The sequence below is a fragment of the Epilithonimonas hungarica genome (assembly GCF_900102265.1).
GTDB classification, from domain to species: domain Bacteria; phylum Bacteroidota; class Bacteroidia; order Flavobacteriales; family Weeksellaceae; genus Epilithonimonas; species Epilithonimonas hungarica.
This window is the reverse complement of record NZ_FNBH01000002.1, coordinates 148,233-167,573: the sequence shown is the minus strand read 5'-3', so window position 1 is coordinate 167,573 and position 19,341 is coordinate 148,233. Positions and strand designations below refer to the sequence as shown.

General features: G+C 37.2%; 14 protein-coding genes. 11 read left to right on the top strand and 3 right to left on the bottom strand.

The annotated features are described in order from the left end of the window. The first annotated feature begins 50 nt into the window (after positions 1–50). The 6 genes from BLT30_RS08075 to guaA all read left to right on the top strand — a co-directional run bounded on the left by BLT30_RS08075 (position 51) and on the right by guaA (position 7,679). Positions 51–1,517: an ATP-binding cassette domain-containing protein gene (locus tag BLT30_RS08075; RefSeq protein WP_175487156.1), complete on the top strand. Its 1,467-nt coding sequence runs from the start codon at positions 51–53 to the stop codon at positions 1,515–1,517. A 140-nt stretch (positions 1,518–1,657) separates the two neighbouring features. Further along, positions 1,658–2,926, top strand: a complete 1,269-nt coding sequence (gene ilvA, locus BLT30_RS08070; RefSeq protein WP_089873077.1) for a threonine ammonia-lyase IlvA — start codon at positions 1,658–1,660, stop codon at positions 2,924–2,926. A 119-nt stretch (positions 2,927–3,045) separates the two neighbouring features. Continuing rightward, positions 3,046–3,759, top strand: a complete 714-nt coding sequence (locus BLT30_RS08065) for a pirin family protein (protein WP_089873076.1) — start codon at positions 3,046–3,048, stop codon at positions 3,757–3,759. Between the two features lie 107 nt (positions 3,760–3,866). Then, positions 3,867–5,105, top strand: a complete 1,239-nt coding sequence (purD, locus tag BLT30_RS08060) for a phosphoribosylamine--glycine ligase (protein ID WP_089873075.1) — start codon at positions 3,867–3,869, stop codon at positions 5,103–5,105. Between the two features lie 261 nt (positions 5,106–5,366). Next, complete coding sequence (locus BLT30_RS08055; RefSeq protein ID WP_089873074.1) at positions 5,367–6,131, top strand: methyltransferase domain-containing protein; 765 nt, start codon at positions 5,367–5,369, stop codon at positions 6,129–6,131. An 18-nt stretch (positions 6,132–6,149) separates the two neighbouring features. Continuing rightward, positions 6,150–7,679, top strand: coding sequence for a glutamine-hydrolyzing GMP synthase (gene guaA / locus BLT30_RS08050; RefSeq protein ID WP_089873073.1), 1,530 nt, complete (start codon positions 6,150–6,152; stop codon positions 7,677–7,679). Positions 7,680–7,762: 83 nt separating this feature from the next. On the opposite strand, the gene BLT30_RS08045 is transcribed toward guaA, so the two are convergent. The 3 genes from BLT30_RS08045 to dusB form a co-directional block, all read right to left on the bottom strand. Continuing rightward, positions 7,763–9,271, bottom strand: a complete 1,509-nt coding sequence (locus tag BLT30_RS08045) for an FMN-binding glutamate synthase family protein (protein ID WP_089873072.1) — start codon at positions 9,269–9,271, stop codon at positions 7,763–7,765. 85 nt (positions 9,272–9,356) lie between these two features. Then, on the bottom strand, positions 9,357–10,985 hold the full coding sequence (locus tag BLT30_RS08040; protein ID WP_089873712.1) for a M1 family metallopeptidase: 1,629 nt from the start codon (positions 10,983–10,985) through the stop codon (positions 9,357–9,359). A gap of 141 nt (positions 10,986–11,126) precedes the next feature. Beyond that, on the bottom strand, positions 11,127–12,116 hold the full coding sequence (gene dusB / locus BLT30_RS08035; RefSeq protein WP_089873071.1) for a tRNA dihydrouridine synthase DusB: 990 nt from the start codon (positions 12,114–12,116) through the stop codon (positions 11,127–11,129). An 85-nt stretch (positions 12,117–12,201) separates the two neighbouring features. Here dusB and BLT30_RS08030 point away from each other — a divergent pair, with 85 nt between their 5' ends. The 5 genes from BLT30_RS08030 to lysS all read left to right on the top strand — a co-directional run bounded on the left by BLT30_RS08030 (position 12,202) and on the right by lysS (position 19,249). Continuing rightward, on the top strand, positions 12,202–12,579 hold the full coding sequence (locus BLT30_RS08030; RefSeq protein ID WP_089873070.1) for a c-type cytochrome: 378 nt from the start codon (positions 12,202–12,204) through the stop codon (positions 12,577–12,579). A 104-nt stretch (positions 12,580–12,683) separates the two neighbouring features. Further along, entirely contained in the window at positions 12,684–14,822 is a 2,139-nt protein-coding gene (locus tag BLT30_RS08025) for a glucoamylase family protein (RefSeq protein ID WP_089873069.1), read from the top strand. Then, on the top strand, positions 14,822–15,745 hold the full coding sequence (gene rlmF / locus BLT30_RS08020) for a 23S rRNA (adenine(1618)-N(6))-methyltransferase RlmF (RefSeq protein WP_175487155.1): 924 nt from the start codon (positions 14,822–14,824) through the stop codon (positions 15,743–15,745). Before BLT30_RS08025 ends, rlmF begins: the two co-directional genes overlap by 1 nt. A gap of 152 nt (positions 15,746–15,897) precedes the next feature. After that, entirely contained in the window at positions 15,898–17,322 is a 1,425-nt protein-coding gene (locus BLT30_RS08015) for a T9SS type A sorting domain-containing protein (RefSeq protein ID WP_089873068.1), read from the top strand. A 226-nt stretch (positions 17,323–17,548) separates the two neighbouring features. Beyond that, positions 17,549–19,249, top strand: coding sequence for a lysine--tRNA ligase (gene lysS, locus BLT30_RS08010; protein WP_089873067.1), 1,701 nt, complete (start codon positions 17,549–17,551; stop codon positions 19,247–19,249). Positions 19,250–19,341: the final 92 nt, after the last annotated feature.

The following is a 19,341-nucleotide window of genomic DNA, read 5'->3' as shown; positions in this document are numbered from 1 at the left end:
TTCAATAAGATTATAAAAACTTTGCGCCCTTTGCGTTTAAAAATAAAATAATGTCAATCCCAATCATCCACATTTCAAACCTGAATTTCCAGTATGACAAACCCATACTGAACAATTTCAACTGGGAAATATCTTCCGGAGAATGTTGGATGTTGGGCGGATTAAGCGGAAGCGGGAAAACAACCTTGGCCAAAATCATTTCCGGAGAAATCAAAAATTTTGAAGGAAAATTTGAGGTCAATTTTAATGAAAATTTAAACTTGAAGAGGAAAATTCTTTACGTTTCCAATTGGTTTCAGTTCACTAATCTGGAAGGCGACCGCAATTTTTATTATCAACAGCGATATAATCAATTTGCTAAAAATGATACCCTAACTGTTTTTGCAGAGCTTAATCATTTCGGGAAAGAAAAAAATCTGGATTTCAGAATATTAGAATCCTATTTAGAACCGTTTGGATTTGAAAATTTTAAAAATCAGCAATTGATAGAATTGTCAAGCGGCGAACACAAGAAATTACAATTACTGAAAGCACTCTGGCTAAAACCTCAGGTTCTGATTATCGACCAGCCTTACACAGGATTGGATACCAAATCGAGACAGTTTTTGAATCAGGCTTTTGATGATTTAATCAAAGAAAATGTCACACTGATTTTCATTAATAATGACGACGAACATCCTGAAAATGTTCAATATTTTGTTGAGATAGAAAATGGAAAATTAGTTCATAGAAATTCACCAAAAGACTTTTCCAAAGGCGAAGAAAGAACATCAAAATCACTTCCTTTTTTCCTTCAAAAAAATAATGAAAATCAGAGAGAAAACTTAATCAAATTAGAAAATATCAATATTTCCTACGGCGAAAAACAGGTCCTGAAAAACATCGATTGGGAAGTGAATTCCGGCGAACAATGGTTGTTGGAGGGTCACAATGGTTCTGGGAAATCAACCTTGTTGAGTTTGTTGAATGGCGACCATCCACAAGCTTATGCCAATGAAATTTATCTTTTCGGGCAAAAGCGGGGAAGCGGTGAAAGTATCTGGGACATCAAAGAAAAAATCGGAATGATTTCGCCCGAATTACACTGGTATTTTGATATGAATGCCAATGTCGGACAAACCATAGCTTCTGGATTTTTTGATTCGATGAGTTTGTATCAGAAACTGAGTTTTAGTCAGCAACAACAATTGGAGCAGATGCTGTATTTCTTCGATTTAAAAGATGATAAAAATAAGAAGTTAAATACTTTACCGCTTGGGAAACAACGTTTGGCTTTACTCGCAAGAACATTGATTAAAAAACCAAAACTCCTGATTCTGGACGAGCCTTGTCAGGGAATGGACAACGAGCAGGCACAATATTTTAATCGGGTAATTGATGATTTGGCAGGTCAGGGACAATCATTGATTTACGTTGGGCATTTTGAATCTCAATTACCAAAAAAACTCAATCACAAACTTGTTCTGGAAAACGGAAAAGTGAAAATTAATAGTCGGGTAGAATTAATAAAGTATTGAAGGATAATTTACTCTCGCAGATTTAGCAAATTTAGCTGATTTACAATTCTAAATCTGCCCAATCAGCAAAATCTGCGAGAATTATAAAAATTATTAAAACAATTAAGTTTAAAATAAATAACAAAGAATCTGTAATATAAATGAAGATGAACGCAACGCTTATATTTCCAACCTTGGAAGCGGTAAAAGAAGCCCGAAAAAGTATAGAAAATGTGGTTAATTACACGCCTTTGCAATACAATTCTCGCTTGTCAGATAAATTTGGAGCAAATATTTTTCTCAAAAGAGAAGACCTGCAACCTGTGAGGTCGTATAAATTGCGAGGTGCTTACAATAAAATTAAAACTCTTTTTAACGAAGGCAAAGTTTCTCAAGGGATAGTTTGTGCCAGCGCGGGAAATCATGCGCAAGGTGTGGCTTTTTCCTGCAAGCAACTTCAAATCAAAGGAACGATTTTTATGCCTGTGACGACTCCGAAACAAAAGCTGGAACAAGTCGAAATGTTTGGCGGAAATTTCGTTGAAATACGATTGGCCGGCGATACTTTCGATGCGTCGAAAAATGCGGCTTTGGAATTTGCAAAAACTTCGGGAGCTGAGTTTATCCATCCATTTGACGATGTTCAGATTATAGAAGGTCAGGCAACTTTGGCTTTGGAAATTTTAGAACAACAAAAAGAAGCAATCGATTTTGTGTTTATTCCGATTGGCGGCGGTGGTTTGGCATCCGGAATTGCAACGGTTTTTGGCAAATTATCACAAGAGACAAAATTGATTGGAGTTGAACCAAAAGGAGCATCTTCTATGAGAACTTCCATCGATAATAATCTTAATACAGAACTTTCAGAAGTCGATGGTTTTGTGGATGGTGCGGCTGTAAAAAGAGTGGGAGATTTGACTTTTGAGATTTGTAAAAACGCGCTGGAAGATTGTATTTCTGTGGATGAAGGTAAGATTTGTGAAACGATTCTACAATTATATAACAAAGATGCAATCGTTTTGGAACCGGCAGGAGCGCTTTCTATCTCAGCTTTAGAGCAGTATCGAGATCAAATCAAAGCCAAAAATGTAGTTTGCATCGTCAGCGGCAGTAACAACGACATTACGAGAATGGAGGAAATCAAAGAACGGGCTTTGCTTTACAATGGTTTGAAGCATTATTTTATGGTGAAATTTCCGCAGCGTCCAGGTTCTCTGAAAGATTTCGTTCTGAATGTTTTAGGAGAAAACGACGATATCACTCATTTCGAATATACCAAGAAAAACTCACGAGAAACGGCTTTGGCAATCGTCGGAATCGAACTTTCTAATCCTTCCGATTTTAATGGTCTGAAACAAAGAATGCAACAACTTGGCTATTTTGAATCTTACCTTAATGATAATCCTGATGTTCTTAATATGTTGGTTTAATTATCAATTCAAATAAATAAAACTCCGGCAATTGTCGAGGTTTTTCGTTCTTACCGTACATCAATGCATAAGGATTTTAGAAGCTGGAAATTTGTGTTAATAATAAAATCAATTTAAAAATGAAAACAGTATATCACAAATCCGACAGCAGAGGTTACGCAAACCACGGTTGGTTGAAAAGTCATCATTCTTTTAGTTTTGCTAATTATCACAATCCGGAAAGAACACATTTCGGCGTTCTCAGAGTTTTGAATGACGATTTCGTAGAAGGCGGAATGGGATTCGGGAGACATCCGCACCGCGATATGGAGATTATTTCTATTCCGTTGGAAGGCGATTTGCGTCACGGCGATAATATGGGGAATTCCGGAATTATCAAAAAAGGTGATATCCAGGTAATGTCAGCCGGAACAGGAATTATGCATAGCGAGGAAAATGCGACCGAGCAACCAGTGAAATTTCTACAGATCTGGATCATCCCAAACAAAACTGATGTTACTCCAAGATATGACCAGATCAGCATAGAAGAAAACTCAGTTCAAAATGATTTCCAGCAGATTCTTTCCCCAAATCAGGATGATGCTGGCGTGTGGATTCATCAGGATGCTTGGTTCAACTTGGCGAAATTTGATAAGGGTTTTTCTAAGGAATATAAAATTCACAAATCAGGAAACGGAGTCTATGCTTTCGTCATCAAAGGAAAAGCGAAGATCGGTGACCAGATTCTTAATGACAGAGACGGTTTCGGGATTTGGGATATAGAAAGTTTCGTTTTGGAAGCTGAAGAAAATTCCGAAATTTTATTGATGGAAGTTCCAATGCAGTTGCCGTAATATTAATCTTTTAATAAATTTTTAAGAAAAATACATCAGGAGCGGTATAAGATTTGTCCTCAAAAAAACTTAAATTTGGCACTTTAAAAAGTTAAACTGAAAACATAATGAGATTACTTATTGTAGGAAACGGTGGTCGTGCTTCGGCTTTAGCAACCAAGCTTAGCGAGGACAGTAGAATTACAAAGATGTTTTTCGCGCCGGGAAACGCCACTACCGAAAAATTAGGAGAAAACATCAACGAGACGGATATCATCTTACTTAGAGATTTTGCCATCAAGAATAAGGTGGATTTGACTATTGTTGGTCCGGAAGCACCTCTTGTGGAAGGAATCGTGGATGAGTTCAAAAAAGTTGACCTTAAGGTTTTTGGTCCTGCAAAAAAAGCGGCTTCATTGGAAGGAAGCAAAGCGTTTTCTAAGAAATTTATGAAAACTTACGGAATCAAAACTGCTGAGTCTGTAACATTTGATTCTTATGCAGATGCTAAAGAATACCTTCAGAATCAGAAATTCCCTGTTGTTATCAAAGCGAGTGGATTAGCTGGTGGAAAAGGTGTTGTAATTGCAGAAGATCTGGAAGAAGCAGAAGGAACGATTCACGATTTTATGATTAAAAGAATCTTCGGCGATGCTGGGATCCAGGTAATTATAGAAGAATTTTTACAAGGTTTCGAAGCTTCGATCATTGCAGTTTCCAACGGAGATAAGATTTTCCCTTTCATCCCCGCAAAAGATTACAAAAAAGTAGGAAACGGAGATAAAGGTTTAAATACTGGCGGAATGGGTTCTGCGGCGCCAAGTCCGGAATTCAAAGATGAGCATTTCCAGGATTTCGTTAATAATATTATGAATCCAACCGTTCAAGGTCTGAAAACAGAAGGTCTTAGCTTCAAAGGATTTATTTTCTTCGGATTGATGGTGACTGAAAAAGGCGCTTATCTTTTGGAGTACAATATGAGATTGGGTGATCCGGAAACTCAGGTTCTTTTGCCACTTTTGGAAAACAATTTGGTAGATGTTATCGAGGATTGTCTTCACGGAAAAGAATTGGAATTGAGATTCAAAAATAAAAAAGCAGTTTGTTTGGTGGTTTGTTCAGGAGGTTATCCTCAGAATCATGAGACGGGCTACGAGATAACTGGCGCAGAAAAAGTGAAAAACAGTACATTGCTCTACGCCGGAGCAGATTACAGAGGCGGCCGAGTGATTTCCACAGGCGGTCGAGTTCTGAATCTTGTAGCTCTTGGAGACACGTTTGAGGAAGCTCGCAAGAAAGTTTACGAAGACGCTAATATTGTGGACTTTGACTACGGATTTTTCCGAGACGATATTGCGAAATTTTAGAATAACGAGAGATGTTGGGCGACCAATGTCTCTTTTTTTTAGGAGCTTGATCCCGCTTTCCACTATATCTTTTTTGTTTTTTTAGACGAGCTGTCATTCCAGATGAATTGAGAAATCCAAAAAAAAACAAAAAAGGATGCCGTTGCAATCGGGGCTAGTTTGCAATTCACTGTAATAAAAAATTCAGTCTTAGATTTGTCACATTGAGCCTGTCGAAGTGTTCAATTCATAATTCATAACTTATAATTCATAACTATTAAGATGCCTTGGAATCCAGAGATATATGACCAGTTCAAACAAGAGCGCTCAGCGCCTTATTTCGATTTGCTCAAATTGGTTGAGATAGAATCCAATATGTCCGTTATCGATTTAGGTTGCGGAACGGGAGAGCTCACCGCGGGACTTTTGGACTTCATCCCAAATTCCCAAATCATCGGAATCGATTCTTCTGCAGAAATGCTTCAGAAGGCAGAACAATTCGAAACCAAAAGATTGCAGTTTTTCCAAAGAAGCGTTGAAGAACAAATGGAGTTGGATGAAAAATTTGATTTGATTATCGCCAACGCATCTTTGCAATGGTGTCAGAATCATCAGGAACTCTTCCCAAAATTGATTTCAAAAATTAATCCCGAAGGACAATTGGCAATCCAGGTTCCATCGAATCATAATTTCATCGTACATCAGTTATTATCATTAGTTGCAGAACACGAAGTTTACCAGAAACATTTCAATGGCTGGAAAAGAGAATATTCAGTTCTTAATATAGAAGATTATGCAAAAATCTTATCCGACAATGATGGAAAGAAGATCAACGTCTTTGAGAAAGTCTATCCGCACATTATGAAAGATGCAGATGCTATTTTTGATTGGGCTTCAGGAACTGCAATAATTCCATTCTTAGAAAAGCTTCCGGACGATCTGAAAGATCAATACAAACAGGATTATAAAGAAGAACTGAGGAAGGTCTTTACTGGCTCGCCGGTTTTTTATCCGTTCAAAAGAACATTTATTTACGCACAATTTTAAAAAATATTACAACATTATATGCAAAACGGAATTATCATTTTAGACTTCGGTTCACAGTACAACCAATTGATTGGAAGAAGAATCCGTGAAATGGAAGTCTATTCGGAAATAGTACCATTCAACACACCATTATCAGAAATCATAGCTAAAAAACCAAAAGGGATCATCCTTTCCGGAGGGCCAAGTTCTGTGAATGCAGAAAACGCACATCTGGTAGAAAAAGAACTTTACGAGCAAGGAATTCCGGTTTTAGGAATCTGCTACGGAATGCAATTAACCGCACACCTTTTGGGCGGAAAAGTAGCAAAAGGCGAAAAAGGAGAATATGGAAAAGCACACTTGGAAATCATTAAAGAAAACGAATTATTGAAAGGTGTTTATCAGAATTCAATCGTTTGGATGAGCCATTTTGATGAGGTTGCAGAATTGCCGGAAGGTTTCGAACTCAATGCAAAATCCGGCGTTATCGCTTCGATTTCCAATCCTGAGAAAAAAATCTATTGCGTTCAGTTTCATCCGGAAGTTTCGCATTCTGAAGAAGGCGGGAAAATGCTGGAAAATTTCGTTTTCGAAATTTGTAAAGCCGATAAAAATTGGTTATTGACCAATTATATTGAAAAAACTGTTGCTGAGATCAAAGAAAAAGTTGGAGATAATAAGGTGATCCTTGGGCTTTCCGGTGGCGTAGATTCTTCTGTTGCGGCTGTTTTGATCCATAAAGCAATCGGTGACCAACTGAATTGTATTTTTGTTGATACGGGACTTTTGAGAAAGGACGAAGGCAAAAAAGTAATGGAGAACTACGGCAAGCACTTCAAAATGAATATCAAATTGGTAGAAGCTTCCGAAAGATTTCTTTCTAAATTGGCAGGCGTTGGTGACCCAGAAGAAAAACGTAAAATCATCGGTAATGAGTTTGTTCATGTCTTTGATGAAGAATCTCATAAGATCGAAGGTGCAAAATTCCTTGCTCAAGGAACAATCTATCCAGATGTCATCGAATCTCAATCCGTAAAAGGGCCTTCTGCTGTTATCAAATCACATCACAATGTGGGCGGACTTCCGGAAGAAATGAAATTCGAACTGTTGGAGCCTTTGAGAGAATTGTTCAAAGATGAGGTGAGAAAAGTAGGAGAGGAATTAGGCATTCCACACGAGTTGGTTTACAGACATCCGTTTCCTGGACCTGGTTTAGGAATCAGAGTTTTGGGAGAAGTGGACACAGAAAAAGTGAAAATTTTGCAGGAAGCTGATGATATCTTCATCGAGGAATTATATAAAAATGATTTGTATGAGAAAGTTTCTCAGGCATTCGTGGTTCTTCTTCCTGTGAAATCTGTAGGCGTGATGGGAGACGAAAGAACTTATGAATATACAGCCGTAGTCCGTTCTGCCAACACGATCGATTTTATGACCGCAACATGGAGTAGATTGCCTTATGAGTTTTTGGACACCGTTTCCGGCAGGATCATCAATGAAGTGCGAGGGATCAATAGAGTGGCTTATGACATCAGTTCAAAACCACCAGCAACGATTGAGTGGGAGTAATTTCTTTAATAAATATCAAAACCAGCAATTAATTGCTGGTTTTTGATTTTAGATCAATTTCAGTGGGAAATTGCTAAAACAAATTATCGTTTTCTCACATTCTCCAAAATATCCGGGAAATAAGTATCGGAAAGATGTTCAAACTCATCGCCTCGCATAAACATAGACGCATCAACTTGGTCGTAAGATTCTCGTCCTGCAGCAGCGATCAGTTCATTGCAGGTGTGCAATGTATTTTTATGGAATTGATAGACACGTTCCGTTTTGTCATTGGTGTCAAGACCTTTGATTAACATTTTGTCCTGAGTTGCAACGCCTGTCGGACAAGTGTTTGTATTACATCGCAAAGCTTGGATGCAACCTAAAGAGAACATAAATCCTCTTGCATTGTTACAAAGATCAGCTCCCATTGCGACAGCCCTTAAAATATCAAGCGATGTCAAAACTTTTCCGCTGGCAATAATCCTTAATTTATCTCTCACTTCATAATTGATCAGTGTTTTGTTCACAAATATCAATGCAGGTTCAAGAGGCATTCCTACACCATCTGAGAATTCTGGTGGTGCTGCGCCTGTGCCACCTTCTGCACCATCTACTGTTATAAAATCAGGATAGATATTCAGGATATTCATTTGTTCGCAGATATCTTCAAACTCTTTGGTGTCGCCAATACAAAGTTTGAAACCAATTGGTTTTCCGCCGGACAGATCTCTAAGCTGTTGTACAAATTTCAATAAACCTTCAGCATTAGAAAAAGCGCTGTGTGATGGCGGAGAAAGAATCGTGACGCCAGGTTTTACGTGACGGATTGCGGCAATTTCAGGTGTATTTTTCACCGCTGGTAAAACACCGCCGTGACCCGGTTTTGCACCTTGGGATAATTTAATTTCAATCATTTTCACATTATCCAAAGTTGCATATTTCTTAAATAATTCTGCATCGAAATTTCCTTCTTCATTTCTGCAACCAAAATATCCGGTTCCGATCTGCCAGCAAAGATCACCACCTTCCAGATGATGCGGCGAGATCCCGCCTTCGCCCGTGTTGTGATAGAAATTTCCTTTTTTCGCACCTCGGTTCAAAGCCATCTGAGCACGATCGCTCAAAGCTCCGAAACTCATTGCAGAAATATTGAAAAGCGAAGCATTGTAAGGTTGTTTGCAGGCTTCTCCGCCAATTATCACCCTTGGGAGTTCTTCTTTAGGATGTTTTGCGTAGATGGAGTGTTTGATGCCCTCATATTTTCTGTGATTGATTTCCAGCTGAGTTCCAAAAGGTACAGTATCACTCACATTTTTCGAACGTCTGTAAGCTGCCGATCTCTGATGCCTGGGAAATGGTTTTCCGTCCGTTTCTCTTTCTATGAAATATTGCTGGATCTCGGGAGAAATCTCCTCAAAAATATAACGGAAATAGCCTAGAACGGGAAAGTTTCTGAGAATGGCGTGTTTGGTTTGATATGTATTGTAAATTCCCAAAAGATAGAGGAATGTCAGCAAAATCGGAATCCAATAATGAGCCTTTATCAGCAGTGCTGTTGTCCAGGTCACGATTAATACAACGATTCCCCAAAGGATGAATTTGTTTCTCATAATATGTTTTTGAAATTATGTTAAATATAAAACCATTTCAAAGATAGATTTGAAATGGTTTTAATGAAATAAATTTAGTTAAATCTTAGTTAACCTGCTTTACGTTGATGTAATAATTTTTATCGAACTCAACCGGTTTGTCAGATTTCAAAGTCGTGGTCTGATTCTGTTCTGTTGGTTTCAATTCTTGTCCATCAGCCAATCGGATTGGAAGTTTCAGATTCGGAACCACATTCGTCCATTTGTAAGTCAGCTGATTTCCATTTTGTTTATATTCCAAAGTCGGGATTTTTACCGTTCTCAGATATTGATCAAAAATCGATTGTAAATCGAAGCCGGATTTTTGGATGAAATAATCTTCGATTTGTTTCGTTGTTACCGTTTGATGATAGAAATCTTTGTTCAGACCTCTCAGGATTTGGCGGAATTCCTCATCATTATTGATTACCTGTCGGATTGTGTGAATCATATTCGCTCCTTTTGGATACATATCGCCACTACCTTCATTTCGGATTCCGTATGTTCCGATGATTGGTTTGTCATTTTGGATATTTCCTCTTAATCCTTGGAGATATTTATTACCATCAGCTTTTCCAAAAACATAATCCACAAACAAAGTTTCAGAATAAGTTGTAAAACTCTCGTGAACCCACATATCAGCCTGGTCTTTTGCCGTGATGTTGTTCGCAAACCATTCGTGTCCGGTTTCGTGGATGATGATGTAATCCCATTTCAAGCCAATTCCTGTTCCGGAAAGGTCTCTGCCGAGATAACCGTTCTGATATTTGTTTCCGTATGCGACATTACTTTGATGTTCCATTCCAAGGTGCGGAGACTCTACCAATTTGTAAGAATCCTCATAAAAAGGGTAAGGTCCAAACCAATGCTCAAAAGCTTTCATCATTGGTTTTACTTGCTCAAATTGTTTTTTAGCTTTTTCAAGATTATAATCCAAAACCCAATAATCGAGGTCCAGTTTTCCCTTTTCACCATTAAAGGTATCTTTGAAATTCACATATTTTCCAATGGAAGGAATGATGGAATAATCATTGATCGGATTTTTCACTTCCCAAAGCCATGATTTTTTATCACCAAGATTTTCTTCTTTGATCAATTTTCCGTTTCCAACACCTATAAGGTCTTTCGGTGTAATGATTTTGAAAGTGATCCCGTTGTCTGGTTCGTCGCTCCAGATATCTTTTACAGGCAGCCAAATACTTGCTCCGATTCCCTCGTCAGCAGCCGTCATCCACGGATTGCCATTTTTATCTTTGGTGAAAATCCATCCACCGTCCCAAGGTGCGTGTTTTGCAATTACAGGATTTCCGGAATAATCGACGTCAATCGTATATTTTTCGCCTTTCTTGAATTTCTTTTTTGCTGAAATAAAAATAAAATCGTCTTCTATTTTTTTATCAACAATAGGAAAACTGGCCGCTATTTTGTCCGCTTTCATCGGTTTTTGCAAATCGATTTGAAAAACAGGATTCAAAATATCTTTCTCAATTTCAAAAGTAATTTTATTACTTCCTTTGATACTTTTCGCTTCAAAATCTGGCTCCAGAACAATATCATATTTCTTGACATCCCAAAAGTTCCTGAATTCCGTATTCGAACCTTTCAGCGTGTCTGCTTTTGTAGGCTTTGCATCCTCGAAAAACTGGGCTTGTGAAACTCCGGAGATTAATATGGAGAGAAGTAATAATTTTTTCATTTTTAATTTTTTCTTTAGGATTAGTTTCACTGATGAAATGAAACGTTACAAAATTAAATAAAAGTATTTTGATTAAGACAAAAACCCTTTCAAAGTTCAATACTCAGAAAGGGTTTGATTTGTTTTACTAAGAATGTTTGTTTAATTCACATTTTCAGCATAAAAATGTTTTGTCTCTTCAATAATTTCGTCAATTTGTTCAAGTGTCAAAGCCTGAAGAAACTTGGTTTTAAATTCTTTAAAATGCGGAATGCCACGGAAGTAATTGCTGTAATGCTGTCTCATTTCCACAATTCCCGGACGTTCGCCTTTCCATTCCACAGACCAGAGTGCGTGGTTTTTTACGGCGTCCAATCTTTCTGCAATGGTTGGTTCGGGTAAGATTTCTCCGGTCTCGAAAAAATGTTTGATTTCATTAAATATCCAAGGATAGCCAATCGCACCACGGCCAATCATAATGCCGTCACAGTTGTATTTGTTTTTATATTCCAAAGCTTTTTCGGGAGAATCAATGTCGCCATTTCCAAAAATTGGGATTTCGATATTCGGATTGTTTTTGATTCTGGAAATATGTTCCCAATCAGCTTCGCCTTTGTACATTTGAGCACGTGTTCTGGCGTGGATAGTTAACGCTTTGATTCCAACATCCTGTAATCTTTCTGCAACTTCATCGATATTAATAGAATCATTGTCCCAGCCCAATCTTGTTTTTACAGTCACGGGTAAATGTGTAGAACTTACGACAGCTTTCGTTAATCGAACCATCAAATCGATGTCTTTCAAAACACCGGCTCCGGCTCCTTTACAAACCACTTTTTTTACAGGGCAACCGAAATTGATATCCACCAAATCTGGTTCTACAGTCTCCACAATTCTTGCTGACATGGCCATCGCTTCTTCATCACCGCCAAAAATCTGAATTCCGACAGGTCTTTCGTAATCGAAAATATCCAATTTTTTACGACTCTTGATCGCGTCACGAATCAATCCTTCCGAAGAGATAAACTCCGAATACATCAGGTCTGCGCCGTGCATTTTACATAATTTTCTGAACGGTGGGTCACTTACATCTTCCATTGGTGCCAACAAAAGCGGGAAATCTGGAAGTTCTATGTTGCCAATTTTTACCATTCTGCAAAGATAATAATTCCTGTTCGGACTAATTTAAAATCAGTCTTAATTCCTTATTTAATAAATTTGTGATATAATAATCGATATGAAAAGAGTATTTCTAACAGTCGTTTTGGTAATGATATTTTCCTGTTCCAAAAATGAAAGTTCCGGTAATAAAGATGTAATTGCAACTGAGCCAGAAGCTGCACCAAAAGTTGTAACCGACCCAATCGCAGAAGGGAAATCTTTGATAGAAGGTTCTGATTGTCTTGGTTGTCACAAGTTAGATGAGAAAATGATTGGCCCGTCTTACAAGGAAGTGGCGGAAAAATATGAGAATACACCAGAAAATGTAGAAATGCTGGCAGAAAAAATCCTCAAAGGAAGTTCTGGCGTTTGGGGCGATGTTCCGATGCCGGCTCACGGATTCAGTAAAGAAAATGCGAAATTTATGGCGCAATATATTTTGTCCTCGAAATAGAATTATATATTCTGAATATAAGATTTAAAGACAGTTTTTTGACTGTCTTTTCCTGTTTATGTCTCTTTCGGAGAATTTGATTATCTTTTCAAAAACAAAATCTAATGAAGTCTATCTTATATTCTGCTTTATTTCTTTCCGCATCGTTATGTGCTCAGGAACATCAATATGATTATACTTTTTTCACGAACAGTTTGATGAAAGATAATTTCTTTTATGGAAATATAAAGTCTTCCGGAAGCTCTTCTGTCAAAAATCAGAACAATAAATTATTGGTTGATAGAAATGAATTTCATTCTCCGGGAAATTCTATCTTGCTGGATTATAAAAACGCAAAAAACGGAAAATGGGAAGCATCTATAGAATACGAAGAAGTAAGAGGAAAGGATTTTTTCAATAAAGCTAATTTTCTAAGCTTTTGGATTAAATCAGAAAAAAACGGTTCTAATATTCTACCAACGGTAAAACTTCAAAAAACAGACGGAAGCGTTTCAAAATCAATTACACTTAAGTTGACGAAAAAGAATCAATGGGAAAATATTCTAATCGATATTTCAAACCTTGATATTTCTGTTATAAATGACCCAAAATTAGTAAAAGCCGTCATTTTCTCTCAACCCGAAAATTCTGAATCAAATAATAAAATTTGGCTTGATGATATTGCCTTCATCGATTCAAAAGAAAAGAAAACGATTGCTGAAACTCCGAAAATTTCATCAGCCAAAGGTTATATGAAACACGTGGACTTAAAATGGAATCCATTAGCAAATGACAATGTCCGATACGTAAAAATCTACCGTTCCGAAAATGGAAAAGACTTCAAACCGGTCGGAATTCAGGATTCTTATATTGACAGATTTGCAGATTTTACCAATGAAACCGGAAAGAAATATTCTTATAAAATAAGTTTCCTAGACAAGCTTTTCAATGAATCCAAATTATCAGAAATTATTTCTACCGAAACCAAAAATATGTCGGATGAGGAATTGATGACGATGGTTCAGGAAGCTTCTTTCAATTATTATTGGGATGGCGCAGAAACGGAAAGCGGTTTGTCAAAAGAAAATACGAACGGAAGACAGAATATGATTGCAACCGGAGCTTCAGGTTTCGGAATTATGGCTTTGATTGCAGGAACAGAAAGAGGTTTTATCTCAAGAAAAGAATCGGTTGAACGTTTTACAAAAATCGTGAACTTCATCGAAAAAGCCGACAAATATCACGGCGCAGTTGCTCATTTCATCGATGGAAAAACAGGGAAAACCGAACCGTTTTTTGGAAAAAAAGACAACGGAGCAGATTTGGTGGAAACTTCTTTTTTAGTTCAAGGCTTGCTCGCTGCTCATCAATATTTCAATAAAGACAATGCCGAAGAAAAAAACATCAGACAAAAGATTGATAAATTCTGGAAAGGAATCGAGTGGAATTGGTTTAAACAAACACCAGATAGCAAATATCTGTATTGGCATTGGTCGCCTGACCAAGGCTGGGTTATCAATCATAATCTGATTGGCTGGAACGAGACAATGGTAACTTATCTTATGGCAATTGCTTCGCCGACACATTCCGTTCCGGCAAGTATGTATTATTCCGGTTGGGCAAGTCAGGATAAAATTGCGCAGGATTACAGAAAAGATTGGGGAAAATCCGATGAAGGTGCGATGTACACTAACGGAAATTCCTATTATGGAATCAAGCTGGATGTCGGCGTGAACAAAGGTGGACCGCTGTTTTTCGCTCATTATTCATTTATGGGTTATGACCCGCACGGTTTGACGGATAGATACACCAACTATTTTAAGAACAATCAAAACATTGCCAAAATTAATTATCTATATTGCGTCGAAAATCCGAAAAAACAAAAAGGTTACGGCAAAGATGGTTGGGGTTTAACGGCTTCCGACGGGCCAAATGGCTACAATCCGGACGAGCCTGTGGAAAGAGAAGATACAGGAAAGCTGACGCCAACCGGCGCAATCGCGTCTTTTCCGTACACACCAACCGAATCTATGGCAGTTCTGAAGAATTTCTATCTCAATTACGGCGATTTCCTTTGGGGAGAATATGGTTTCAGGGATTCGTTTGACCTCAATAACAATTGGTGTTCGCCAATATTTATGGGACTGAATCAGGCGCCAATGACCGTGATGATAGAAAACCACAGAACAGGTTTGATTTGGAACTTATTTATGAGCCACCCGGATGTGAAAACCGGAATCCAAAAATTAGAGAAAGAAAAATAATGACCGAAAAATCCAGTCTTCACCCCAGAAATATCCACCGAACTTCCTACGACTTCGAAGAACTGATGGCCTCAGTTCCTGAACTTAAACATTACGTTTTCAAAAATGATTATGATACGTTGACGATTAATTTCAGTCTTCCACAAGCGGTAAAATTACTCAACAAAGCGTTGCTTTTGAAATATTACAATGTTAAAGAGTGGGATATTCCGGAAGGCAGTCTCTGTCCTCCGATTCCTGGACGTGCAGATTACGTCCATTATTTGGCGGATTTATTAGCAGAAGAGAATGGCGAGATTCCAACTGGAAATTCGATTAAAGGTTTGGATATTGGAACTGGTGCGAATCTCGTTTATCCCTTGATTGCCAATAGTTCTTATGGCTGGAAAATTTTGGGAACAGATATTAATAAAAATTCTCTGGAAAACGCTCAGAAAATCTTAGACAGTAATCCAGATTTATCAGAAAATATTCATTTAAAATTCCAACCAGATTCTGATTTTACCTTTAAAAATATATTGTCGTCCGATGACAAATTCACATTCTCAATGTGCAATCCGCCTTTCCACGAATCCGCAGAGGACGCTTTGCAAGGCAATCGCAGAAAAACCAAAAATCTTAGACACAACAAAGTTCAAAAACCGATTCTCAACTTTGGTGGCAGCCAGTCCGAGCTTTGGTGTGCAGGTGGCGAAGAAGCTTTCATAAAAAAAATGATAAACGAAAGTGTACAGTTCAAATCCCAGGTTTTGTGGTTCACGACTTTGGTTTCCAAAAAAGACAATCTCCATCAACTGACCACGCTTCTCAAAAATCTCAATGTGCCGGAATTCAAAACCATTGATATGGCGCAAGGTCAGAAGATCAGCAGGATTTTGGCTTGGACATTTGTACCGAAAAAAAGTAGAAATGATTGGTCTTGATGAAGGAGTAAATTCGTTTTTGTAAGCGATAATGTTAAAAATTATATAAATAAGTTTGTAAAATGTTAATAAATTTACTTATTTTGCAAATTAAATAAATTGTTTTTATGCTTCGTATGAAATGAAGTATAAGGATTTTAAAAACACACATAATGAAAAAAATTATTACAACTTTGGGCTGTATCGTAGCCTTGTGTCTTCATGCGCAAACCGTCACCACTGACAATACATTTGGAACAAACGGTATCTCTGTATTAAGCCATCAGACCAATGGTAATTCTGTTATAAATTCCATTGTCCAGACTGATGGAAAAATTGTTGTTACAGGAATGCGAATTAACGGTGCTAATAACGAAGAGGTTTTTACAGCAAGATTTAATGCAAATGGAACTCTTGATACAACATTTGCAAATTCGGGATATTTTACATCTTATCAGGATCCCAATGCTTACTCTGCTAATTTATATTTGAATGGAAACAAAATATTGATTTTTTATCCGGAACAAGGAGTAATGATTAAATTTAATAACGATGGTAGTATTGATAATTCATTCGGGACAAACGGTATGATAACTTTGGCTTCCACATCATACCAGACCAAAGATGTGCTGATTGGAAATTATTTGTATGCTGTCAAAAATGTTTCTTCACAGGTGATTTTGGATAAGATTGATATCAATTCAGGATCGGTTATCTCTTCATCAACAATTTCCGGGCTTACACAATCAAGAGGAGTTTATTCCGGACCAAATGGAAAACTAATCGTTAAATCAACTAATTATCAATCCCTGACTACATCAATAACACTTGTGGATACGGATGGCAATTTGGATACGGCGTTTGGCACAAATGGTAGTATGGTTGTAAGTTCTGTTGGCTCTTTGAATGAACTTGAACATACTTACGACTATATTTCAACAGACGATGCCCAAAATATCATTTATGCTTTATCGAATGATAATGCCTTTACGGTAACGTTTAAAAAATATTCTTCGAATGGTTCTCTAGCGACAGGTTTTGCAAACAATGGAAGTTACGTTTTAGCAAATGCTATAATCTCGGGACTAAAAACGCTGTCAAATCAAATTTATTTTAGTGGCTTAAGTCTCGAAGGTGGAACAGCAAATCTTTTATTGGGAAGACTAAATTCTGATGGCACTTTGGATAATTCATTTGATAACGATGGTATCTATATTTATAACACGAATGCTTCATCAGAATGGGCTGAGAGTTTCAATATATTATCGCCTTCTTCTATCATTGTTGCAGGAGAGATCAGCGGAACCAACAATGATATTTATGTTGGTAAATTTGATGTTACGCCAGATCTTGCAGTTTCAGAAGTAGATTCTAAAGAATCAATATGGTTTGAGAACCCGTTGAGATCAAATTTTGTTTATAAGACAAAAGAAAAGATCTCTGTCATTGAACTTTATTCAGCAGAAGGTAAACTCATTAAAACGATTAAAGAAAATAACCAAAACATTACCGAATTATTAAAAGGTGTATATGTTGCAAAAATCAAATTTGAAAATGGAAACATTGTAACTAAAAAATTAATCAAAAATTACCTTTAAAACTTTATACTAATAGTCTGGGTTTGAAGGCTGTTTTCAATTCATTCTTTCAAGGTTTCAAACTTTGAAAGTTTTCTCCATTAAATCAAAGTTTAACTTTTGCGATAAATATCTAAGATTGTCAAAAAGAATTTTGTGGACTTTGCGTTTAAATCACCCAGTAAAATTTAACTTCCATAAACATTTTAAAATCACTATTTTTGCAGTTCCAAAAAATTGAATTAAAATGTCATTATCAGAACAGGAAATTATCCGTCGCGAAAAACTACAGAAATTGACCGATTTGGGAATCGATGCGTTCCCAGCCGCTGAATACAAAATCACAGATTCCACAAAATCTATAAAACAGGATTTCGAAGAAGGGAAGAAGGTGGTGATTGCCGGACGTTTGATGTCCAGGAGAATTCAGGGGAAGGCAAGTTTTGCAGAATTGCAGGATTCTGAAGGTAGGATTCAGGTTTATTTTAACCGTGATGAGATTTGTACTGGTGAAGACAAAACTTTATACAACGAGGTTTACAAGCATCTTTTAGATATCGGTGATATCATCGGAATCGAGGGTGAGTTGTTCAAAACCCAGGTTGGAGAGATGACAGTAATGGTGAAAAATTTCACTTTGCTTACAAAATCTCTTCGTCCGCTTCCACTTCCAAAAGTAGATGCAGAAGGTAATGTTTTTGATGGTTTTACAGATGCAGAATTGCGTTACAGACAGCGTTATGCAGATTTGGTCGTGAATCCTCACGTGAAAGAAATTTTTGTAAAAAGAACAAAATTGTTCAATGCGATGAGAACGTTCTTCAACGATGCCGGATATTTTGAAGTTGAGACGCCGATTTTGCAATCAATTCCTGGTGGAGCAGCAGCGAGACCATTTATTACGCATCACAACGCTTTGGATATTCCTCTATATCTTAGAATTGCAAACGAATTATATCTGAAAAGATTGATTGTTGGTGGATTTGATGGTGTTTATGAATTCTCGAAAAACTTCAGAAATGAAGGGATGGACAGAACACACAACCCGGAATTCACGGCAATGGAGATCTATGTAGCTTACAAAGATTACAACTGGATGATGGATTTCACAGAGAAATTGTTAGAATTCTGTGCGACTTCGGTCAACGGAACTTCGGAATCTGTTTTCGGAGAACATACGATCAACTGGAAAGCGCCTTATCCAAGGGTTTCTATGACAGAAGCGATTTTGAAATATACAGGATTTGACATCACTGGAAAAACGGAGCGGGAATTATTCGACTTCGCGAAATCTATCGGAATAGAGGTGAACGAAACAATGGGCAAAGGAAAATTGATTGATGAGATTTTTGGAGAAAAGTGCGAAGGGAACTTCATTCAGCCAACTTTCATTACAGATTATCCTGTTGAGATGTCGCCTTTGACCAAAAAACACAGAAGCCAGGAAGGTTTGACAGAGCGTTTCGAATTAATGGTTTGCGGAAAAGAAATTGCGAATGCTTATTCGGAATTGAATGACCCGATTGACCAGAGACAACGTTTTGAACATCAATTGTTATTATCAGAAAAAGGAGACGATGAAGCAACAGGCTTTATCGATGAAGATTTCCTTAGAGCTTTGGAATACGGAATGCCTCCAACTTCTGGTTTAGGTGTAGGAATGGACAGATTGATAATGTTCTTGACCAATAATCCATCAATCCAGGAAGTTCTTTTCTTCCCTCAAATGAGACCAGAAAAGAAAACTCCAACCGTTGAATTAGGAGAAGATGAAAAAGTAATCCTTGAGATTCTTAATTCTCAAGAAGATGCGCTGGAATTGAATGAAGTAAAAACCCGTTCTCAGCTTTCCGGAAAAAAATGGGACAAAGCTTCTAAAACTTTAACTAAAAATAATTTGGTGAAGGTTGAGAAAATTGATGAGGTTTTATTAATGAAGTTGATTTAATGTTTTCTTCAAATTGTTATTGAAAATTATTTATAATAAAATTTAATTTATTAATTGTTTAAGTGATTTTAATTATTATTAATAAATTATTA